We start from the raw sequence: 22934 nt of genomic DNA, 5'->3' as shown, positions 1-22934 counted from the left end.
TTTTGTTATCAGTTTGCTAGTAAGTATCGTACTTTTTCTAAAAGGAGGGATTTTTTTGGATTTAATTAACTATGAAGTTCTATCCATAAAAAAAAGAAAGTTTAAAGATTGTAGAGTAGATGACGATTTCTTTGTTAGTTTAAAAAATGATTATAAAGGTTTTCAAGAGTGGTTCGTTAAAAAGGCCGATAAAGAAGTGTACACACACTCAGATATTGAAGGAAACATTCAAGGACTCTTATACTTAAAAGAAGAGACTGAGGAAGAAGACTATAGCGAAATGGAAACCCCGTTTGAGCCAAGAAGAAGATTGAAAATAGGAACCTTTAAAATTAGTGAAAATGGTTATTATATGGGAGAAAGATTCTTCAAAGTTATATTTGAAAATGCTATTAAGAATGATTTTAAGGAAATTTATGTTACTATTTTCCCTCATCATGAGTTACTAATTAGTTACTTTATAAAATTTGGTTTTAAACAGGAAACTAAAATTTCAGAAACAGGAGAATTAGTTTTTACAAGAAAGATTAATGTTTATGAGAAAAATGATTATGAAGGATACCCAATTCTTAATACCGTTGGGAAAAATTACTATTTGTTACCTATAAAACCAGAGTATCATACTAGGCTCTTACCAGATGCAATTCTTAACACTGAAGACAATTCCAATTATACTAATAATAATAAAGCAGGAAATGCATTAAAAAAAGTTTATTTTGGGAAAAATTTATGGGCACATCAACCAAGAAATGGAGATGTAATCTTTTTCTATAGAACTAGAGATCATTCTAATGCTAGTCCGGCGCATTATCAATCGGTGATTACTTCGATTGGCGTTGTTTCAGGTTATGGTGATACTAATCAATTGCGGAGTATTGAATTGGAAAAATTATTAAATCGATGTGTGCTTGATGAAAAGGAAATGGCACAAATCAGGAATCCGATGAACCGGTATAAATTTTTGGAATTTGTATATTTTGGCAAACTTGATTATCGTGCTGTTAATCTTGGGTATATGAGAGAAAATAATATTGAAGCTCCAAGAGGTATTGATTTAATTCCGCCTTCTTTTGCGTTTTCGATAATAGAAAAATCTAGATATTCAGAGGGAATTATTGTAAAATAGAATAGATTTAAAAAGGAGCGGATAAGAGTGTCTACTATTTTACTATCCATTCATCCCAAATTTGTTGATAAAATAATGACTGGAGAAAAAAAATTTGAGTTTAGAAGAGTAATAGCAAAAAGAAATCCTAATAAAATTATCATATATTCTACATCACCAGTTTGCAAAGTGATCGGTGAGGCTGAAGTCGAAGACATAATTATAGATAATCCAGAGAAGGTATGGAAGGAGACAAAAAAATTTTCTGGTGTTGAAAAAGAGTTTTATGTAGAGTATTTTGATAACAGGGATCTTGCAGTAGCATATAAACTTAAAAATGTAATTAAATATATTTCCCCTATTGATTTGAAAGATTTTGGAATAAAAGTAGCCCCACAATCTTTTGTGTATGTTTAGTGATGTGTGATTATGAGTTTAAATAGGATTTTTGTATGTGGTGTTCACGGAGTAGGGAAATCTACTTTTATTAAAAACTATGAACCCTTTCATAATTATGCAAAGTATACATGTAGTGATTTAATCAAAAAATATAGTGGGTTAGTATTTAAGGACAAGCAAATTGACAATATAGAAAACAATCAAGAGATGTTGCTTAAAGCTACAGATTACTTTGTTAATGAAGAACTAGTTCTATTTGATGGACATATTACTTTATTTAATAGGTCGAGAAATATGGAGTTTGTTGATTCAAACATTCTTAAAAGTATGAATATTAAACATTTTCTATTTTTAAAAGCCTCTCCTGAGATTATTTATGAGCGACTTGTAGAAAGAGACAAATATACATGGATTACACCAGAATTGATTGAAGAGGCTCAAGACAAAGAGGAGGCTAAAGCAATAGAGTACTCTAATAAACTTGCAGCAAAATATGAGATATTTTTATGGGACGAAAGCCGAGAAATATGGGAGTATAAATAGCTTCTAATGTGCAATGCAGTTAATTTAAATTTTGAGTTTGGCGTTTTCACTTTAATAATAAGGATAAGTGAACTTTGATGACTAGAGTTTCCTTTCCTATATGCCCCACACAAACATATTTTTGAATGCCATTTGGAAAACTTTTATTGAGATTTAGTGATTAGAATTATTAACGCACTCCTTCTGAGTTGTTGATATAACAGGCATTGATGTCTAGTAACACAACGATTCTCAAATGAAAGGTTCAGTCGACTAAAACCTCAAACCAACAACATACTTCAAGAAACCAGCGTCTAACGCTGGTTTCTTTCTTTAACAACTACCGTTCTGCCTTGCAAAAAACAAATAAGAAATTTCCTTGTCTATTCAAAGTTATTTCTATTAGAACCAATCAACTATAGCTTATATTTTTTCTATAACGAGCTAAACAAACCACATTCTTATTGAATTTTTAAAGCAACGTTCTCAAATTAACGGATTTTCTAAAAAAACACAAAATATCTAGGCGAAGTGGTCAAGTCCAATGGTTATTTATGAGTGAATATGCTAAAATAAAACTTGTCTTACATAAGGAAAGATTTGTTCACTAACAGTGGTGACTGTTCTCAGTAAACAGTTGCACTGGTTTATCGGGAAGGGAACAGAGCAAGTTTTACGAGACTTTCCCATGTAATAATAAAAAGCACTGAACGTCAGTGAATGAAGGAAGAAGGACATCTATGAAAACAATTATCACATTCATTATTGTCTTCGGTATTCTTGTCCTCGTACATGAATTTGGCCACTTTTATTTTGCAAAACGAGCGGGTATTTTAGTTCGTGAGTTTGCAATCGGAATGGGACCAAAGATTTTTGCGCATCGTGGAAAAGATGGCACCACTTATACGATTCGCTTATTGCCAATTGGTGGCTATGTGCGAATGGCTGGGATGGGCGAAGACATGACAGAAATCACACCAGGTATGCCTCTATCTGTTGAGTTAAATGCCGTGGGTAATGTGGTTAAAATTAATACAAGTAAAAAAGTACAATTACCTCATAGTATTCCGATGGAAGTCGTTGATTTTGATCTTGAAAAAGAATTATTCATCAAGGGCTATGTCAATGGAAACGAGGAAGAAGAAACCGTTTATAAAGTTGACCATGATGCAACGATTATTGAAAGTGATGGGACCGAGGTGCGGATTGCGCCACTTGACGTTCAATTTCAATCAGCGAAATTATCGCAACGCATTTTGACGAACTTTGCGGGACCCATGAATAACTTTATCTTAGGGTTTATTCTGTTTACGTTAGCGGTCTTTCTACAAGGAGGCGTCACTGATTTAAACACGAACCAAATTGGACAAGTGATTCCTAATGGCCCAGCCGCAGAAGCTGGGTTGAAAGAAAACGATAAAGTCTTATCGATCAATAATCAAAAAATCAAAAAATACGAAGATTTTACAACCATTGTGCAGAAGAACCCCGAAAAGCCGTTAACGTTCGTAGTTGAGCGTAACGGCAAAGAAGAGCAACTAACAGTGACACCAGAAAAACAAAAAGTGGAAAAACAAACGATTGGTAAAGTCGGCGTTTATCCTTATATGAAAACCGATTTACCGTCAAAATTGATGGGTGGTATTCAGGATACTTTGAATAGTACGACACAGATTTTTAAAGCACTCGGCTCACTATTCACAGGTTTTAGTTTAAACAAACTAGGTGGTCCAGTCATGATGTTTAAACTATCACAAGAAGCATCCAATGCTGGGGTAACGACAGTTGTATTCTTAATGGCCATGTTGTCAATGAACTTAGGGATTATTAATTTGTTGCCGATCCCAGCTTTAGATGGCGGGAAAATTGTCTTAAACATTATTGAAGGTGTACGTGGAAAACCAATTAGTCCTGAAAAAGAAGGCATCATTACGTTAATTGGCTTTGGGTTTGTCATGGTGTTAATGGTGTTAGTTACTTGGAACGATATTCAACGCTTTTTCTTTTAAGGAGAAAGCTTAAGTAAAAAAGTGTGTAAAGAAATCAAAAATAGTTGATTTTAAAATAGAGGAGAGTTTTAATGAAACAGTCAAAAATGTTAATTCCAACGTTAAGAGAAGTACCAAATGATGCAGAAGTCTTAAGTCATCAAATTCTGTTGCGCGCAGGCTATATTCGTCAAGTCGCTGCAGGGATCTATTCTTATTTACCTTTAGCCAATCGTGTTTTAGAAAAATTAAAAACGATTATGCGAGAAGAATTTGAGAAAATTGATGCAGTTGAAATGTTAATGCCTGCGTTATTACCAGCAGAACTTTGGAAAGAATCAGGCCGTTATGAAACTTATGGACCTAACTTGTATCGCTTAAAAGATCGCAATGACCGTGACTATATCTTAGGTCCAACGCATGAAGAAACCTTCACAGAATTAATTCGTGATGAAATCAATTCTTACAAACGATTACCTTTGAATTTATACCAAATTCAAACAAAATATCGTGATGAAAAACGCCCACGTTCTGGCTTATTAAGAGGCCGTGAATTTATCATGAAAGATGGCTATTCTTTCCATGCCGATGAAGCTAGTTTAGATCAATCATACCGTGATTACGAAAAAGCTTACTCACGCATTTTTGAACGCTGTGGACTAGAATTCCGTGCCATTATTGGGGACGGTGGTGCCATGGGTGGTAAAGATTCTAAAGAATTTATGGCGATTTCTGAAATTGGGGAAGATACTATTTGTTATTCAACAGAAAGTGATTATGCTGCCAATTTAGAAATGGCAACAAGTCTTTATACACCGAAAAAATCACATGAAACACAATTAGATTTAGAAAAAATTGCAACACCAGAAGTGGGTACAATTGCCGAAGTGGCAAACTTCTTTGAAGTTGAGCCACAACGTATTATTAAATCAGTACTATTTATTGCCGATGAAGAGCCAGTAATGGTCTTGGTTCGTGGCGATCATGATGTCAATGACGTCAAATTGAAAAACTTCTTAGGCGCTGATTTCTTAGATGAAGCAACAGAAGAAGATGCCCGCCGTGTCTTAGGAGCTGGCTTTGGTTCAATTGGTCCAGTCAATGTTTCCGAAGATGTTAAAATTTATGCAGATTTAGCTGTTCAAGATTTAGCCAACGCCATTGTTGGAGCTAACGAAGATGGTTATCATTTGACAAATGTAAATCCAGATCGTGATTTCCAACCAATTAGTTACGAAGATTTACGCTTTGTTCAAGAAGGCGATCCTTCTCCTGATGGCAATGGTGTCTTAGCCTTTACTAAAGGAATCGAAATTGGTCATATCTTTAAATTAGGAACGCGTTATAGTGATGCTATGGGCGCAACAGTTTTAGATGAAAACGGTCGTGAAAAATCAGTGATCATGGGTTGCTATGGCATTGGCGTTAGTCGTTTACTTTCAGCAATCGTTGAACAAAATGCAGACGAGCGTGGTATTAATTGGCCAACAGGAATTGCGCCATTTGATTTACACGTGGTCCAAATGAATGTGAAAGATGAGTATCAAACAAAACTATCACAAGAAGTTGAAGCAATGATGACCGAAGCGGGCTACGAAGTATTAGTTGATGACCGCAATGAGCGCGCAGGTGTAAAATTTGCTGATGCTGATTTAATTGGTTGTCCAATCCGTATCACAGTCGGGAAAAAAGCAGTCGATGGTGTGGTAGAAGTCAAAATCAAACGTACTGGTGAAATGTTGGAAGTACGCAAAGAAGAATTAGAAAGTACACTTTCTATTTTGATGAACACAACATCAGAAGCGGAATAAATAAACAAACTTAATAACAGTATAAAGCTTAAAACGAAATCAAAGTTTCTCTGATTTTGTTTTAAGCTTTTTTAATGTAATAAAAAACTTAAATGTCTCAAGCTATAAACAATATTCGATTTTAAAGATTAATCTATATAAAATTATTTCATTTATTGTTTTTAATAATAGAGGAAATAAATAAGTGATTTAAGCTGATTAAATGATATTTTTTTGTTTTTAAACAAATTTTTCATATATAGATAAGATTTAAAATTATATTTACATAAATTATATGTTAATGATATTATAAAATGGTGACTAATTCATTAGATTAAATAGAGGAGGTTATAACTAATAAAAAATAGGTTAGAAAATTAAAGAAAATACTCTTTCAGAATAGAAACGATTGAATGAAGTTAGGTTAGTAAAGGGAACCCAGTAGCATTGGCGCTGTACTAGTGAAAGGGATTTATGGGACGAATCCAGTAGAATGTTAAAACACGATTGTACATAAAAAGAAAGGAGGAAAGCCAGTGGAAAAAGGAAAATGGTGGTTAATTGGTTTAGCTACTATCGTGTTAATTATTTTAGGAATCGGAGGGAAACAATACATGGATAAAAAAGCAATAGAAAAAGATTACCAACAAGGAATCGATTTAATTCAAAAATATGTATCGAACTATTTAGTGGAAAACTATGAAGGCATTGAGAAGATTGAGTGGCAAGGCGTTGGCGTGGAATGGCGGAATGCAAAAGGATATGGGCCTTCGTTGTTGGGGAATTATGTGGATAGCGATGTGAGAATTTATGTATCTGAGGATAATTATTTTACGATGTCGTTTACGTTAAATTACAATACTGAGTACGATGATAAACTTGAAAAATATATTCAATTAGATTATCTAAGACCTCAAAAAATAGATTCTATTTTAGTGTTGGAGGTAGAAAATGCAACAAAAGGCTTGAATATAGGAGACAAATTAGAGATATCAGAGTCTAAAAAAATTAAAAAATCTTCTGAAGGAAGTTCAAATGCAAAAGTAATCTCTAATTTAGAGATTCATGAATTAGTTTATTAGGAGGCATGTTTTAGTGAGTGATGAAATGACTACTGAAGTTTTAGCAAAATCAATAGATTCAGCAAAAAAAATCGTTCAAAATAGAGAAAATGGAAATAAAATATCTATTCAAGGGCTAGAGGAAGATTATTACCTTATAAACAAAGCCGCCAGCACCCAATCCAGCCAACTAAATGCCATGGCCATCGCGCCTTTAGATGACCAAGGTAAACCTGACTATAACAACGTCGCTGTCGTGTACGCTGGTACCAATTCCTTTGGGGATGAAGGTAAAAAAGGCTTTGAAACAGCTGGAACAGCTTTTGTAGGTGGACTTTCTGAAGAATATCAGGAAGCTGAAAAATTTTTAAAACAAACGCAGCAAAAAATCGCCTCGCAAAACGGCACAATTACCGATGTTGCAGGCTTTAGTCAATCAGGTGGCTACATGATGAAAATGGCAGGGAAATACGGGCAAGAAATGGGCTTTCGTACCACCAGTTTTGATGATTGGGGCCGCAATCAATTTGAACGTTTAACGGCGAGTGAAAAACAGTGGCTACAAGAAAATCCAGAATTTTTGATTCGCTACCAAAATGATTCGTGGGCAGCACTATCAGGACGTGATAGTAAATATGGCACGATTTTTTCGATTTCAGGGGTTGGTGAACATAATACTTTAGCCAACTATTTTGATGGAGACGACTTGGATTTGGATCGTTTAGCCAAAGATGGCATTTTCGCACCGAATATGACTTTGGAGCAAGTCAAGTTAGCAGCAAAAGTCTGGGCAAAGAAAAATGGCGACTGGGATCCCACCACAAATAATGAAGCCGAAGCGAAAAAACGAGTGCAGGAGTACTTAGAACTCTATGGCGAATTTGCGCAAACGAATGCGAATTTGGAAAAATTAAAACCTAGTACTGATAAAGCTATTCGTTCTTTACATACAAAAATTGCCAGTGCTTCTGGCGGTCAAAAAATCAAGTTACGAGCAGACTTGGCATTACAAGTAGCTAATCAGGCTAGGACAATCGGTGAAGAAGCGGAGAAATTGCTGAAACAAAGCCAGCAAGACACAGAACAAGCGTTAGCAGAAATTTCCAAGGAAATTTTAACAAGTGCCAATGAAATAAGACAATATTTGTCTTATTCTGAGGTCCAAGCAATGATTGCACCCTATGAAAAAAGTCGTTTGTGGGACGAGGCACAGGCCAGTCACAATCGGAAACAAGTTCAACAGTATAATCAAAAACTGATGACATTTAGTGAAAAGTTAACAACTGCGGCTAAAAATATTCAAGAATACGATCGCCAAGCAGGGAATCAGTTATTTGCACAGAAATGAAAGGATGTCGCACATGGATGAACTGGAAAGAGAACTTCAATTGGAATTAGAACGCGTACAAAAGATACAAGAACGCCAAGCCATTCAAGCTGTGATTACAGCAAAACAAACCAGAATCGCAACAATCAAACAAACCTCCACACATACAAACAAGAAACTTTCAGAATTGATGAGCAAACAATCAAAAACTGCGTTGCCATCTTCCTTAAAAGGTGCGTTCCAAGGGCAAGTGGCGGACGCAGCGAGCCATTATTTGAAAACGATTCCTGACGCAAATTTAAAAACACCAGCAAAAGGAGGTTAAGAGATGACACCGGAAGAAAAACGCCGCAGTTACCAGATGATTGAAGACAACTATTATCAAGAAAAGCGCAGAATCAATCAACAACAGCAACATGTTTCCGCTGAAATCCAGCGATTTAGACAACAAACGAACCAACTAGTAGACAAGGTGGCTTATTTTACTAGAAATGATACTTGGGACAAACGAATGTTTCATCATCAAATAGCCACCAGTTTAGATGAAGTGAAACGAACAGAAAATCGGTTTGTTTCAATCCTAGAAGAAACAGAACAAGCCATGCGGAAAAATTATCGAAAAGAGATTGAGAAATTGGAAGAAATGGCAAGAATGGATTTGTAAGGGATTGGTAAATACGGATTGACAGGATGTCTTTTTGTTCAATATGTTCAAACAAATAATGGAATTCTTCAGGAGTACATTACTCTTGTTCTCTAATTTTTAGCAAGCCAGTGACGGAACAAGATTGTTTTTTTACAAAAAACGAGTATACTTAATAGAGAAGCGAATGCAGAGAAACCGAAAAAAGGCACTTGACAGATTTGTCTGAGGGCCTTTTTTCAATGATAGAAGGAGGTTCATTTTGTGACAGAAAAAGCACGCGATTTATTTGATAAACTGATGACGCAAATTCAGTTAGATGACACAGCGAAAGAACATCCCTTAATTCAAAATGGCCGGATTGACAAGGTCATTGTTCACCAACAAAGTCGCTTATGGGAATTTCATTTAAGTTTTGATGAATTGATGCCAGTGATGCTATATCAAACATTTATGCAACAATTGGAACTAGCTTTTCAACAAATTGCGCAGGTTTCCGTTCAAATAACCACAAATCAGACAACATTTACTGAGGAACAATTAACGGATTATTGGCAATTGGCCTTGTTAAATAGTCAATGCAATACACCGTTAGTTCAGAAAGTCTTAAAAACACAGACACCACAATTTGAAGATCGGAAAATTATCTTACCTGTTGATAATGAAGCAGTTATTCCTTATTTGAAGCAACAATATTTACCAATTATTGAGGAACTTTATTTCTCTTATGGGTTTCCTAAATTTCATATTGAACCAAAAATGGATCAACAGCAAGCTGCAGAAGTGCTGAAAAAGTTTGAAGAGCAAAAATTAGAACAAGCCGCAGCCTTTCAACAACAAGCTGCTGAATCGCTTGTTAAACATGAACAAATGAAAAAAGAAAAACAACAACAAGCGCCTGCGTTTGATGGTCCAATTCGTTTAGGTCGGAATATTCCCAATGATGAACCCATTATGCCAATGGGAAATATACTGGAAGAAGAACGTCGGATAACGATTGAAGGCTTTATTTTTGATAAAGAAGTGCGTGAATTGCGTTCTAAACGAAAAATTTTAATTTTGAAAATAACTGATTATACTTCCTCTTTCGTGGTGAAGAAATTTTCGAATGGGGAAAAAGATGAACAAGTTTTTGATGCGATTCAACCACAAAGTTGGATTCGTGTTCGTGGTAGTGTACAAGAAGATACCTTCATGCGTGATTTAGTCATGAATGCTCAAGATTTGATGGAAGTCGCCCATGCGCCAAGAAAAGACTACGCGCCTGAAGGTGAAAAACGTGTAGAATTACACATGCATAGTAACATGAGTACAATGGATGCGACCAATAAAGTCGGTGACTTGGTGGCGCAAGCGGGGAAATGGGGGCACAAGGCCATCGCAATTACGGATCATGGCGGAGCCCAAGCGTTTCCTGATGCCCATGCTGCAGGTAAAAAAGCAGGCGTTAAAATTTTATACGGCGTGGAAGCCAATATTGTTGATGATGGTGTACCCATTGCTTACAACGAAGAACATATTGAATTAACAGATGCTACCTATGTGGTCTTTGACGTGGAAACAACGGGGCTTTCCGCTGTTTATGATACAATTATTGAATTGGCCGCTGTCAAAATGCACAAAGGAAATGTCATTGAGACTTTTGAGCAGTTTATTGATCCTGGTCATCCATTATCTCAAACGACGATCAATTTAACTGGGATTACAGATGAAATGGTGCGCGGCTCAAAGTCCGAAGAAGAAGTTTTACGCATGTTTAAAGAGTTTTCAGAAGGAACTATTTTAGTGGCCCACAACGCTTCTTTTGATATGGGGTTCTTAAATACAAGTTATGGCAAACATGGAATACCTGAAGCGGCTAATCCCGTCATCGATACATTAGAATTATCCAGATTCTTGTATCCACATTTCAAAAGCCATCGTCTAAATACCTTATCGAAAAAATTTGGCGTCAACTTAGAACAACATCACCGCGCCATCTATGACTCGGAATCAACAGGTCATTTGTGCTGGATTTTCTTAAAAGAAGCGAAAGAGAATCATGATATGCATTTCCATGATGATTTGAATCGTCATATTGGCGAAGGAGACTCATACAAACGAGCTCGACCTTTCCATGCAACGATTTTAGCAACAACTCAAGCAGGATTAAAAAATCTTTTTAAATTGATTTCCATGTCCAATGTAGATTATTTTTTCCGAGTACCACGGATTCCTCGTTCGCAATTATCGAAGTTAAGAGAAGGACTTTTAATCGGTTCCGCATGTTCAAACGGCGAAATTTTTGAAGCAATGATGCAAAAAGGTGTCGAAGAAGCAAAAAATCGTGCCAAATTCTACGATTATATTGAAGTTATGCCCAAACCAGTTTACGCGCCATTAATTGAACAAGAATTGGTGAAAAATGAAGCAGATTTGGAAGAAATTATTAGTAATCTGGTGAAAATCGGTGACGAACTTGGTAAGCTGGTTGTCGCCACTGGAAATGTTCATTATTTAAATGAAGAAGATGCCATCTATCGGAAAATTTTAGTCGGGTCTATGGGTGGCGCTAATCCGTTAAATCGCCATAGTTTACCAAAGGTTCATTTCAGAACCACCGATGAAATGTTAACGGAATTTCAATTTTTAGGACAAGACGTCGCTAAGCGAATTGTAGTAGAAAATCCCAACAAAGTCGCTGATTTATGTGAAGAAGTTATTCCAGTAAAAGACGATTTGTATACGCCAAAAATTCCTGGGTCTGAACAAGAGATCACTGATTTAAGCTACAATCGTGCGCGCGAATTGTATGGCGATCCTTTACCAGAAATTGTCGAAAAACGGTTAGAAAAGGAACTGAATTCGATTAACGGGAATGGTTTCTCGGTCATTTATTTAATTTCTCAAAAACTGGTGCATAAAAGTAATGAAGATGGCTATTTAGTTGGTTCACGGGGCTCTGTCGGTTCGAGTTTTGTTGCGACAATGACAGGGATTACTGAAGTAAATCCTTTAGCGCCACATTATTATTGTCCTGAGTGTCAATATTCTGAGTTCTATGAAGATGGTTCCTATGGTTCAGGGTTTGATATGCCTGAAAAAGCCTGTCCAAAATGTGGCGCTCGATTGTTTAAAGATGGTCACGATATTCCTTTTGAAACGTTCTTAGGATTCCATGGCGACAAAGTTCCTGATATCGATTTGAACTTTTCTGGCGATTATCAAGCCGAAGCCCATAACTACACGAAAGTTCTTTTTGGTGAAGAATATGTCTACCGGGCAGGAACCATTGGTACAGTAGCCGACAAAACAGCGTATGGCTTTGTTAAAGGATATGAAAGAGATCATAATTTACATTTGCGTGGTGCTGAAATTGATCGCTTAGCCAAAGGTTCAACAGGGGTTAAACGGACGACTGGGCAGCATCCCGGCGGTATTATTGTAATTCCTGATTACATGGATGTTTATGACTTTACGCCAATTCAATACCCTGCTGATGATCAAGAGGCAGAATGGAAAACGACGCACTTTGATTTCCATTCCATTCACGATAATATTTTAAAACTTGATATTCTAGGACATGATGATCCGACCGTGATTCGGATGTTACAAGATTTATCTGGGATTGAGCCAAAAACCATCCCAACAGACGATCCAGAAGTGATGCGTATTTTTGAAGGACCTGATGTTCTAGGTGTGGATGCAGAGCAAATTTATTCTAAAACAGGAACTTTAGGAATTCCTGAATTTGGGACACGTTTCGTTCGAGGTATGTTAGAACAGACGCATCCATCAACTTTTGCAGAATTACTTCAAATTTCTGGACTGTCTCACGGAACCGATGTGTGGCTAGGGAATGCAGAAGAATTGATTCGCCGTGGCGAAGCCAATCTTGCTGAAGTAATTGGTTGTCGGGATGATATCATGGTTTATTTAATTCATGCTGGTTTGGACAGTGGGATGGCCTTTAAGATTATGGAAACGGTACGTAAAGGACAATGGAATAAGATTCCTGATGAACTACGGGATACGTATTTAAATGCGATGAAAGAAAACAACGTCCCTGACTGGTATATTGATTCTTGTTCTAAAATTAAATATATGTTCCCGAAAGCCCATGCGGCAGCATATGTATTAATGGCGTTGCGGGTCGCTTACTTTAAAGTTTATTTCCCAATCTTATATTACTGTGCATTTTTCTCCGTTCGGGCGGATGACTTCGACTTAGTGGCAATGTCACAAGGGAAAGAAGCTGTGAAAGCACGAATGAAAGAAATTACGGACAAAGGGATGGACGCCTCCACTAAAGAGAAAAACTTATTAACGGTTTTAGAATTATGTAATGAAATGCTGGAACGGGGCTATAAATTTGGCATGATTGATTTGTACAAATCAGATGCTGAAAATTTTGTGATTGAAGGGGATACCTTGATTGCACCTTTCCGAGCAGTGCCAAGTTTAGGCCTCAACGTAGCGAAAGCCATTGTCGCTGCGCGAGAAGAGCAACCGTTCTTGTCGAAAGAAGATTTGGCAACACGAGGCAAAGTTTCTAAAACGTTGATTGAATACATGAATGAAAATGGTGTCTTAAAAGACTTGCCAGATGAAAACCAATTATCATTATTTGATATGTTATAAAAGAAAAATCTCTTAGAAAAAGGCCGGTGAAGCAACTTATTCATCGGCCTTTTTTAGTCATCAAATAAATTAGAAAATCATTGCTAGAAGCGTTTTAATTACTTATTAAAAAGCCATCTTTATTTAATTATGTTGAGCTTGTGCATAAAAAGTAAAATGCTTATGATAAATGAAGAGCTTTATTTTTTTAATAAGAAAGGAATTGGTTATATGGACAAAAAGCAATTACGATGGTTCACCGTCGGGTTAATTGCCTTTAACATGGTCTGGGGTCTTGGAAATGTTGTGAATAATTATGCACAACAAGGGATTTCAGTGGTCACTTCATGGCTTTTGATTTTAGTTTTATATTTTATTCCCTATGCGTTAATCGTAGGACAGTTAGGTTCAACATTTAAAGACAGTAATGGTGGGGTTAGTTCGTGGGTGCAAAATACCAGTACTAAACGTCTAGCCTATTATGCAGCATGGACTTATTGGGTAGTGCACATTCCTTACTTGGCACAAAAACCACAAGCAATTTTAATTGCCTTAGGTTGGGCAGTTCAAGGGAATGGAAACTTAGTCAATACGATGCCAATTGTAACGGTATCATTTATTTCATTAATAATTTTCTTGGTTTTCTTGTTATTATCAACAAAAGGGTTAACCACCTTAAAAGTTATTGGTGGTTTAGCTGGAACCGCCATGTTTGTGATGTCTATTTTATTCATTTTATTAGCGGTAGGCGCACCATTTATTAATTCAACGGTTGAATTTGCGACGCCAAACATGTCACAAGTCAGCACCTATATTCCTAAATTTGACTTTAGTTATTTTACAACCGTATCAATGTTAGTTTTTGCGGTAGGTGGCGCTGAAAAAATTTCTCCTTACGTAAATGCAACTAAAAATCCAGCCAAAGAGTTCCCTAAAGGAATGATTTTCCTAGCAGCAATGGTTGGTTTATCGGCTGTTTTAGGTTCATTTGCAATGGGAATGTTATTCTCAAGTGACAATATTCCTAAAGATTTAATGGCAAATGGTGCCTATAGTGCCTTCCAAAAATTAGGCGCGTATTATGGTGTCGGTAATCTCTTAATGATTGTTTATGCGTTAACGAATACAGTGGGTCAAGTGGCTGCGTTAGCCTTTTCAATTGATGCTCCACTGAAAATTCTTTTAGCTGAAGCAGATCCAGAATTTGTTCCAAGTTGGTTACGTAAACGTACGAAAAAAGGTACGTTAATTAATGGTTACTTATTAACAGGTATTTTAGTAAGTATTATTATCGCTTTACCAATGTTTGGGTTGAAGGACATGAACGAAGTGGTTAAATGGCTAACTAACTTAAATTCTGTAGTTATGCCAATGCGTTACTTATGGGTCTTCTTTGCCTATATGCTTCTAAACAAAGCATACAAACAATTTAATTCAGAATATAAATTTGTTAAAAATCCTAAAATTGGTTTTGTGTTTGGTCTTTGGTGTTTCCTATTTACAGCCTTTGCTTGTATCCTAGGAATGGTGCCTAAATTTGAGTATGCTTCAGACCCTCAAGGCTGGTTGTTCCAATTAGCTTCTAACATTGTGACACCAATCGTCTTAATTCTATTAGGAATGATTTTACCAGCAATTGCACGTCGCGAGAAAAAAGACACGATTTTGCCAATTGATTCAGCAGAATAATTGGTTACATGTCCAAGGATAAAATAGTCAGTTTAAGTATTTTACGTGAGATAAATGGTCAATAGGACTGTTTATCTCACGTTTTTTTTTCTGTCGATTTTTCTCTAAAATTTCTATTGTCTCTTAAAAATATGAGAAAATCAGAAGAATTTCTCCTGTATACTAAAAGTATCTATCATTAAAAAATGGTTATTAACGGAGAAAAAGGAAGTGAATCTCATGACTAAAACACTTGAAACACAACCAGAAGAGAAAACGGTCTTTCTTTGTAAAGAAACGAATCCAGATTTTTTAGGACGAGAAATTTATGCAGATAATGTTGAAACACCGTATAATTTTTACTTAATTCGCAAGCTTTATTTAGCGAAAGAGTATCAAAATTTAGCAGAAGGGGAACAATTTTTTGAGGCTTTATGTGAAAGTTGGGATGAATCAGAACAGTTTGAAGAGTTAATTGTTAAAAAGATTTATGTTTATGTTGAAACGGAGTTAATGTACTACACTGTTTATTTTGGAAGTTTTGAGCCGACCACTCGTGACTTACGATCCGCACTGAAGCAATGGATGTATGAAATACCAACAACTAAAAATAAAAAAACAGTCCGTATGAATGAAACCAATGTGCAAGTAGTGCCGCAAGAAAATCAATTAACGGAATTAGCTGGTGAAATTGCTGTCTTACGTGAAATGTTGACACTTTTAAAAGAAAATTTAGCCTCCTTAAATGAAGCCGTTAATCAAACGAGAAATCCCGTCATTTCTAGACAAATAAAAACGATCCATTTGAAAAGAGCTTCTCCTGTAATAGCCGCAGAACAGGCATCGCTGAAAGTATCAGAGGATACTAATCTGGAACAACCAGACGTCAATCTATCGCCTGATAATCTGGAAAATCAAGAAGGTGAAACAACTGTAGCAACAAGTGAAGCAGTGCTTCCCGTTAACAAACTAGTGCTTGAAGAACCAGCGAAAGAACCAGTGTTATCTGAACCAGCGCCAATTAAAGAAGCGCTGCCAGAAAAAAAACAAGAAAACCAGCAGAGTACCGCGGCAAAACCTTTATTTACTTTTCCACAAGAAACAGAAAAAAGCTCGCTAAATTCAGTAAATAAGTCTGCCGAAAAAGAAGAGGAGCAGAAGCCAGAAAAAGAAGCTGTCTCTATGGAAAGTGAGAAAGAAAATTCATCAAGTCGGACAATTCCTGCGGACTTTCAACGACAATTGGACGAACTAGAAGAGGAAATTTATCGTCGCTTTATGAGTCGCCAGTTAGAGGATACTGATGGAAATCAAGCAGTACCGAAAATAACGATTGAAAAAAGACAGTTAGAAGCACAAATGTTTGAAGCAAAAGCATTCTCACAATCATTTAAACAAGTTCAAAAGAAAAAGGCAGGAGACGTGCGAATTTGCAATCAGTTAAGTTGTATGAAATTAGAAAAAGGATTAGATAAATTTTTAGACGAAGTTACAGAATATGTTGAAAAGCGGACACTATTTAATAAAAAGGTTCGTTGTCCGCTCCCAGTAATCAGAGAATTGGAAGGCTATGGGCAATTAAACCAGTATATGCAGAAAATCCTTGACTGTTATTAATCGTTTATTTAGGAGAAGGTAAGACAAAACCGTTCAGTTTATCAGCTTTTAAGCCTGAAACAAAAATCACTTTGGATTTTTGTTTCAGGCTCTTTCTTATTATTTCTGGAAAAGATTTCAAGAGAATTTTTGAAATACTAGTGAAAATCCTATAAATTGTAGTATAATTTTCAAAGATGAATGAAAGGCGTGAAGTCATTGAAAGACAAACAAGTGTATGCAGTAGTTGACCTTGAAACGACTGGAACAGATCCTACAAGTGATCGGATTATTCAGTTTGGATGCGTTCTCGTTCAAGATGGAAAGATTATTGCGAACTTTGCGACAGATGTGAATCCCAATCAAGTAGTACCAAAACAAATTCAAAGTTTAACGGGGATTAGTAATACGCAAGTTCAAAAAGCGCCTTATTTTGAAGATGTAGCACATACAATTTATCATTATCTGGAAGATACTATTTTTGTGGCGCATAACGTCCACTTTGATTATAATTTTTTAGCTCGTGAACTGGTACGGTGTGGCACGCCGCCACTTACTATTCCAGCCATTGATACAGTGGAATTGGCACAGATTTTTTTACCGACAGAAAAAAGTTTCCGTTTAAGTGATTTGTCGGAAAGCTTAGGTTTGTCTCATGAGAATCCCCATCAAGCAGATAGTGATGCGCAGGTTACAGCCGAACTTTTGTTATTAATTCAAGAAAAAATGAAATCTTTACCATTAGTCACTATGGAAAAAATTGCGGAATTAAGTCAACAGACAGCGCGGGAAACCAGTACTTTTATTCAACAAACGTATGAACAAATGAAAAAACAAGTCACACCATTAAATCCAGCTTATCAAGTGGTCAGTGGCATTGCTTTACGCAAAAAAGAAGTTCCTCTTTTTGAAGAAACGTTCTATCAGACTAGTACGTATCCCAAAACTAAAAAAGCCAAAGAAAAACTGTTTGGCGAACGTTTCGCTTATCGTGCGGAACAGAGTCGGATGATGAATTTAGTCTATGATCATTTTACAGAAGGAACGACAAAAGATTTATTTATTGAAGCGGCGACTGGAACGGGAAAAACATTAGGCTATCTGTTGCCGATGAGCTATTTAGCAACGCCAGAAAAACCAGTCATCATTTCAACAGTTTCGATTGTTTTACAAAATCAATTAGTGGAAAAAGATTTACCATTAGCCAATCAAATCTGCCAAGGGAAATTACGAGGCATTGTTATTAAAAGCCATCGACACTATCTTGATTTACAACGCTTTAAGGCAACGTTGAATCAGCCAACTCCGCAAAAACAATACGCTCTTTATCAAATGGGCGTTCTCGTCTGGTTGCTAGAAACAGAAACGGGCGATTTAGATGAACTACAATTGACGAATTTAAATCATTTATTCTGGAAAGAAGTTACACATCGCGGATTGGATTTTCTTTCAAAAAAAGATGAACTTTATGAAGTTGACTTTTTAAGACATCTGTATAAAAAAGTCGCTCAAAGTAACGTGTTGATTGTTAATCATGCATTTTTGGCGCAAGAGTCGCTAAGAAAACAACCGTTATTACCTGAAAGTCCGTGGCTAATTATTGATGAAGCACATCATTTACCAGACATCGCTAGTCGGATGGCAAGCGAACGAGTAAACAGTGTGATACTAAAAAAACAAGTCACGCATTTTATTGAAAAAGAACAACTTTTTGTTGCTTTACAGCAAATTTTTCAACAGTTTTCTGAAGAGCAGCGGCTTGTAAAAATTTATCAGCAAGGTTTACTGGATTTTGTGGATGAATGGCAAGATTTTCTTTTTGAACTGCATCGTTTATTTAGTAAAACGCAGAAGCGAATAGACCATCAGGAGTTGCTTTTAACCAAAGAACGTATTGATTATTTATCTGCTGCGGGAGAAAAACATAGTCAAACGCTCCAGCTTTTACTGCAGGAGCTGTTGACTATTCAAAGTAAGTTACAGCAAACAATTATGAGTCAGTTGGAAACCTTTAGTTTGGCTGATCGCATCGTTTTTGTTCGCTTGTTTCAATTTTTTGATGAAATTGAACGTATTCATCACTGTTTTACCATTTATCTTGATGATTGGCGTCCACGTTGGGTAAAAGAATATTTACCACAAAATGAAGACCATGGCTTGATTGAAATTCATGACTTAGAAGCTAGTTTGCTTCCTGAAACAAAGTGGTATCCGCGGTATGAACGAATTATTTATACAAGCGGCACATTGAAGTTTGGCAACAATAAAAAGTATTTACCGCAACGGTTAGGTTTAACAGAGGTGACGTTCAAAACCCTGCCAACGCCATATAACTATGCAGAAAATGCGCGAGTCTATGTACCGGAAGAAGCAGTAGCCATTCAAAATGCCTCTTCCTATGAAATGGGTCAATACATTTCAGATACCATTGAAAAATTGATGGCGCAAGAGGAACGTTCGATGTTGGTTCTTTTTACTTCGCATGAATTATTGTCCACCGTGTATCATCAAGTCCAGCCGAGATTATTGGAAAAAGGACAAGAGGTCCTCGCCCAAGGGATTAGCGGCAGTCGTGAAAAAATTCTTAAACGGTTCTCTAATGGAAAACCAAATGTCTTGCTAGGAGCCGATAGCTTTTGGGAAGGTGTGGACTTACCAGGAACAGCTTTACAGTTATTGATAGTCACGCGTTTACCTTTTGAAAACCCGAAACGACCACTTGTGCAAGCAAAATATGCGTATTTAGAAGCAGAAGGGATACAACCATTTGCTCAAGAAGCGGTACCGAAAGCAGCCTTACGTTTGCGACAAGCACTGGGCCGTTTAATCCGTTCTGAAGAAGACAGAGGGGCATTGCTGATTCTGGATCGTCGTTTAGTCACTGCAAAATATGGCAAACGATTAATCAAAGCGTTTCCTAAGGGACTCTCAGTAAAAGAAGCGCCCATGCCTGAAATTTTAGAAGAATTAAAGGAATTTTTAAACAAATAATCGATTATTTTTAGGTCATATTTGTGAAAGGCCGCTATTTTTCTGCTATAATAAGACCCAGTAAGTTTAGAGAGGATGGAAGGATTTTTGGAGGAATTAGAAGAAAAGAAAGAGAAGAAACGGATTACTGTCCTTTTAACCCTATTGGCAATCCTTTTAGCAATTCTTGTAACAATAATTATCTTTTTTGTACGAACCAATCAACCAATGGCTCAAGCCAAAAAAGAAGCAACCGCAATTGCCAAAACTTCTGCTAATTTAGAAACAGTTGATAAATTTTACTGGTTTACACGCAAAAATACGTATTTTACTTTAACCGGCAAAAATGATAAAGGCACAGAGATTGTCGTGATTGTCCCTAAATCGGGAGAAAAAGTCACGGTCTTAAATCAAAAAGATGGTCAAACTGAACAACAAATAACAGACATTGTTGCTAAAGCCCATCCCGATGAATCGGTGATGAAAGCTACGTTAGGGCTTTATGATAAGCGCCCTGCATGGGAAGTGGTCACCGAAAATGATCAAGGAGTACTAACATATTATCTTATGAGCTTTGATAAAGGCGAAGAGATCAACGTTGTCAAAGATATTTAATTTAGATAGGTTTTGATGAAAGTGGGAGTGAAAGGTGTATGAACGTATCAAATCGAGCACAGCAATTGACTCCTTCTGTTACATTAGCAGCTGCCGCCAAGGCGAAAGCATTAAAAGCAAAAGGTGTAGATGTTTTAAGCTTAACGGTTGGGGAACCAGATTTTGTAACCCCGAAAAATATTCAAAAAGCAGCAATTGCTTCAATTGAGGATGGAAGAGCAAGTTATTACACACCTTCTGGCGGCATTCCTGAATTAAAGCAAGCAATTGTCTCTTATGTGGAACGAGAATATCAACTTCGTTATCAACCCAAGCAAGTTATTGTGACAGATGGTGCCAAATATGCGCTGTATCTATTATTTCAAGCCATTTTGAACGTTGGGGACGAAGTGATTATCCCTGTCCCTTATTGGGTAAGTTATGGTGAACAAGTCAAATTAGCAGAAGGCAAGCCAGTATTTGTATCAAGCACGCAAGAGCAATCATTTAAAGTGTCAGTCGCACAATTAGAAGCTGTACGAACGGACAAAACAAAAGCAATCATTTTAAATTCACCATCTAACCCAACTGGTGTTATTTATACGGAAGAAGAATTACGCCAAATTGGTGAATGGGCAGTTGCTCATAATATCCTCATTATTGCAGATGATATTTATGGTCGTTTGGTGTACAATGGACATCGGTTCACACCAATTGCAACCATCTCAGAAGCAATTCGTCAACAGACAATCATTATTAATGGTGTTTCCAAAACATATGCAATGACAGGCTGGCGCATTGGTTTTGCAGTCGGTGATGAAAAAATTATTCAAGCAATGACACAACTCGCTTCACAATCCACCAGTAATCCAGTCGCAGTTAGCCAATATGCGGCAATTGAGGCTTTAACAGGTGAACAGTCGACAGTTGAAGACATGCGTCAGGCCTTTGAAAAACGCCTGAATCATATCTATCCAAAAGTAGCAGCTTTGCCAGGTGTTTCGCTAATAAAACCTGAAGGCGCCTTTTATCTATTCCCGAATGTCAAAAAAACGTTAGAAATTTGTGGGTATGATAACGTGACTAACTGGGTGGAAGATTTATTACAAGAAGCGCATGTTGCTCTGGTAACGGGAGAGGGCTTTGGTGCACCAGAACATGTGCGGATGAGCTATGCGACAGATTTAATGACGTTAGAAAAAGCGATTGAGCGAATGAATGACTTTATAGAAAAGAAACGAATTCAGCACAACGCCTAAAAGAATAAACTAAGAAATGAACGGAGAGACAAACGTGGAACAAATTCAAATTATTGATTCAAACAAACATGTTGGAGAAACAGTAAAAATTGGCGCTTGGATTGCTAACAAACGCTCAAGCGGGAAAATTGCCTTTTTACAATTACGTGACGGGACAGCCTTTTTCCAAGGTGTCGTGTTCAAACCAAACTTCATTGAAGCCTTTGGTGAAGAAGCTGGTACAGAAAAATTCCAAGAAATTAAACATTTATCACAAGAAACAGCAGTCATGGTTACTGGTGTTATCAAAGAAGATAGCCGTTCTAAATTCGGCTATGAAATGGATATCACTGATTTAGAAGTCGTTGGCGCTTCAGAAGATTACCCAATTACGCCGAAAGAACACGGCACAGATTTCTTAATGGATCATCGTCATTTATGGTTACGTTCAAGCAAACAACATGCGATCATGTTAGTTCGTAACGAAATTATTCGTGCTACTTACGAGTTCTTTAACGAACAAGGATTCATTAAAATTGATAGCCCAATTTTAACAGGCTCAGCACCAGAAGGCACAACAGAATTATTTGAAACAGATTACTTCGGACAACCAGCATTCTTATCACAAACAGGTCAATTATATGCAGAAGCTGGTGCGATGGCATTTGGAAAAGTCTTTACTTTTGGACCAACTTTCCGTGCGGAAAAATCCAAAACTCGTCGTCACTTAACGGAATTCTGGATGATTGAACCAGAAATGGCATACACAACTCATGAAGAATCACTAGATATTCAAGAAGCCTACGTAAAACATTTAATTAAATCGGTATTGAAAAATCAACAATATCCATTGGATGTTTTAGAACGTGATACAGCGTTACTGGAAAAATATGTTTCGGAGCCATTCAAACGTATTACTTACGATGATGCGATTGAGTTATTACAAAAAGAAGAAGCAAACAATGATTATGATCACATTGAATGGGGCGAAGACTTTGGTAGCCCACATGAAACCTTTATTTCAAATTACTATGGCGTTCCAACATTCATTTTAAATTATCCAAAAGCAATTAAAGCCTTCTATATGAAACCACATCCAACACGTGAAGATGTTGTAATTTGTGCCGATTTAATTGCACCAGAAGGTTATGGTGAAATTATCGGTGGTTCAGAGCGTGCAACTGATTATGATTATTTGAAAGAAAAAGTAGCTGAGTTTGGCTTATCAGAAGAAGAGTACAGCTGGTATTTAGATTTACGTAAATACGGTTCTGTGCCACATTCTGGCTTCGGATTAGGTTTAGAACGTGCTGTTACGTTCATTACTGGTAATGAACACATTCGTGAAGCGATTCCGTTCCCACGTATGTTAAACCGTATTTATCCATAGAGAACAAATAAAAAAGAGAACTTCAGCAAAAGCCGAAGTTCTTT

Annotated in this window: 16 protein-coding genes; all 16 read left to right on the top strand. The window is 36.7% G+C overall.

Annotated elements, in window-relative coordinates:
* Positions 1-55: 55 nt before the first annotated feature.
* The gene (locus IGL56_RS09060; RefSeq protein WP_002381584.1) at positions 56-1126 is read left to right on the top strand and encodes a hypothetical protein; all 1071 of its coding nucleotides are present in this window, start codon (positions 56-58) and stop codon (positions 1124-1126) included.
* 27 nt (positions 1127-1153) lie between these two features.
* Positions 1154-1522 carry an ASCH domain-containing protein gene (locus tag IGL56_RS09055; RefSeq protein WP_002356777.1) on the top strand — a complete coding sequence of 123 codons (369 nt, stop codon included), beginning with the start codon at positions 1154-1156 and terminating at the stop codon, positions 1520-1522.
* A 12-nt stretch (positions 1523-1534) separates the two neighbouring features.
* Positions 1535-2047, top strand: a complete 513-nt coding sequence (locus IGL56_RS09050) for an AAA family ATPase (RefSeq protein WP_002356778.1) — start codon at positions 1535-1537, stop codon at positions 2045-2047.
* 719 nt (positions 2048-2766) lie between these two features.
* Entirely contained in the window at positions 2767-4035 is a 1269-nt protein-coding gene (gene rseP / locus IGL56_RS09045) for an RIP metalloprotease RseP (RefSeq protein ID WP_002356779.1), read from the top strand.
* Positions 4036-4106: 71 nt separating this feature from the next.
* Entirely contained in the window at positions 4107-5825 is a 1719-nt protein-coding gene (locus IGL56_RS09040; RefSeq protein WP_002356780.1) for a proline--tRNA ligase, read from the top strand.
* Between the two features lie 515 nt (positions 5826-6340).
* Positions 6341-6886 (top strand): hypothetical protein, encoded by a 546-nt coding sequence (locus IGL56_RS09035; protein WP_002356781.1) that lies wholly within the window; start codon positions 6341-6343, stop codon positions 6884-6886.
* A gap of 13 nt (positions 6887-6899) precedes the next feature.
* Positions 6900-8213 (top strand): hypothetical protein, encoded by a 1314-nt coding sequence (locus tag IGL56_RS09030; RefSeq protein ID WP_002356782.1) that lies wholly within the window; start codon positions 6900-6902, stop codon positions 8211-8213.
* 13 nt (positions 8214-8226) lie between these two features.
* The gene (locus tag IGL56_RS09025; RefSeq protein WP_002385772.1) at positions 8227-8517 is read left to right on the top strand and encodes a hypothetical protein; all 291 of its coding nucleotides are present in this window, start codon (positions 8227-8229) and stop codon (positions 8515-8517) included.
* A gap of 3 nt (positions 8518-8520) precedes the next feature.
* Positions 8521-8856: a hypothetical protein gene (locus IGL56_RS09020; protein ID WP_002356784.1), complete on the top strand. Its 336-nt coding sequence runs from the start codon at positions 8521-8523 to the stop codon at positions 8854-8856.
* A gap of 243 nt (positions 8857-9099) precedes the next feature.
* Positions 9100-13455 carry a PolC-type DNA polymerase III gene (locus IGL56_RS09015; RefSeq protein ID WP_002381593.1) on the top strand — a complete coding sequence of 1452 codons (4356 nt, stop codon included), beginning with the start codon at positions 9100-9102 and terminating at the stop codon, positions 13453-13455.
* Between the two features lie 210 nt (positions 13456-13665).
* The gene (locus IGL56_RS09010) at positions 13666-15123 is read left to right on the top strand and encodes an amino acid permease (protein WP_002356790.1); all 1458 of its coding nucleotides are present in this window, start codon (positions 13666-13668) and stop codon (positions 15121-15123) included.
* 219 nt (positions 15124-15342) lie between these two features.
* Positions 15343-16719 carry a hypothetical protein gene (locus tag IGL56_RS09005; RefSeq protein ID WP_002385773.1) on the top strand — a complete coding sequence of 459 codons (1377 nt, stop codon included), beginning with the start codon at positions 15343-15345 and terminating at the stop codon, positions 16717-16719.
* A gap of 180 nt (positions 16720-16899) precedes the next feature.
* Positions 16900-19689, top strand: a complete 2790-nt coding sequence (locus tag IGL56_RS09000) for an ATP-dependent DNA helicase DinG (protein WP_002362165.1) — start codon at positions 16900-16902, stop codon at positions 19687-19689.
* A gap of 75 nt (positions 19690-19764) precedes the next feature.
* A complete protein-coding gene (locus tag IGL56_RS08995) occupies positions 19765-20283 on the top strand; it encodes a DUF5590 domain-containing protein (RefSeq protein WP_002382785.1) in 519 nt (172 codons plus the stop codon).
* 38 nt (positions 20284-20321) lie between these two features.
* Entirely contained in the window at positions 20322-21521 is a 1200-nt protein-coding gene (locus IGL56_RS08990) for a pyridoxal phosphate-dependent aminotransferase (protein ID WP_002359774.1), read from the top strand.
* A 16-nt stretch (positions 21522-21537) separates the two neighbouring features.
* On the top strand, positions 21538-22890 hold the full coding sequence (asnS, locus tag IGL56_RS08985) for an asparagine--tRNA ligase (RefSeq protein ID WP_002376912.1): 1353 nt from the start codon (positions 21538-21540) through the stop codon (positions 22888-22890).
* Positions 22891-22934: the final 44 nt, after the last annotated feature.

This window comes from Enterococcus sp. DIV1316a, assembly GCF_050536915.1.
GTDB classification, from domain to species: Bacteria; Bacillota; Bacilli; order Lactobacillales; family Enterococcaceae; genus Enterococcus; species Enterococcus faecalis.
This window is presented reverse-complemented; position numbering and strand designations above follow the sequence as displayed.

Coding starts and splice junctions, on each gene's coding strand:
- IGL56_RS09020 (WP_002356784.1), top strand. CDS start 8,521: ATGACACCGGAAGAAAAACGCCGCAGTTACCAGATGATTGAAGACAAC.
- IGL56_RS09010 (WP_002356790.1), top strand. CDS start 13,666: ATGGACAAAAAGCAATTACGATGGTTCACCGTCGGGTTAATTGCCTTT.
- IGL56_RS09025 (WP_002385772.1), top strand. CDS start 8,227: ATGGATGAACTGGAAAGAGAACTTCAATTGGAATTAGAACGCGTACAA.
- asnS (WP_002376912.1), top strand. CDS start 21,538: ATGAACGGAGAGACAAACGTGGAACAAATTCAAATTATTGATTCAAAC.
- IGL56_RS09000 (WP_002362165.1), top strand. CDS start 16,900: ATGAAAGGCGTGAAGTCATTGAAAGACAAACAAGTGTATGCAGTAGTT.
- IGL56_RS08995 (WP_002382785.1), top strand. CDS start 19,765: ATGGAAGGATTTTTGGAGGAATTAGAAGAAAAGAAAGAGAAGAAACGG.
- IGL56_RS08990 (WP_002359774.1), top strand. CDS start 20,322: ATGAACGTATCAAATCGAGCACAGCAATTGACTCCTTCTGTTACATTA.
- rseP (WP_002356779.1), top strand. CDS start 2,767: ATGAAAACAATTATCACATTCATTATTGTCTTCGGTATTCTTGTCCTC.
- IGL56_RS09040 (WP_002356780.1), top strand. CDS start 4,107: ATGAAACAGTCAAAAATGTTAATTCCAACGTTAAGAGAAGTACCAAAT.
- IGL56_RS09050 (WP_002356778.1), top strand. CDS start 1,535: ATGAGTTTAAATAGGATTTTTGTATGTGGTGTTCACGGAGTAGGGAAA.
- IGL56_RS09005 (WP_002385773.1), top strand. CDS start 15,343: ATGACTAAAACACTTGAAACACAACCAGAAGAGAAAACGGTCTTTCTT.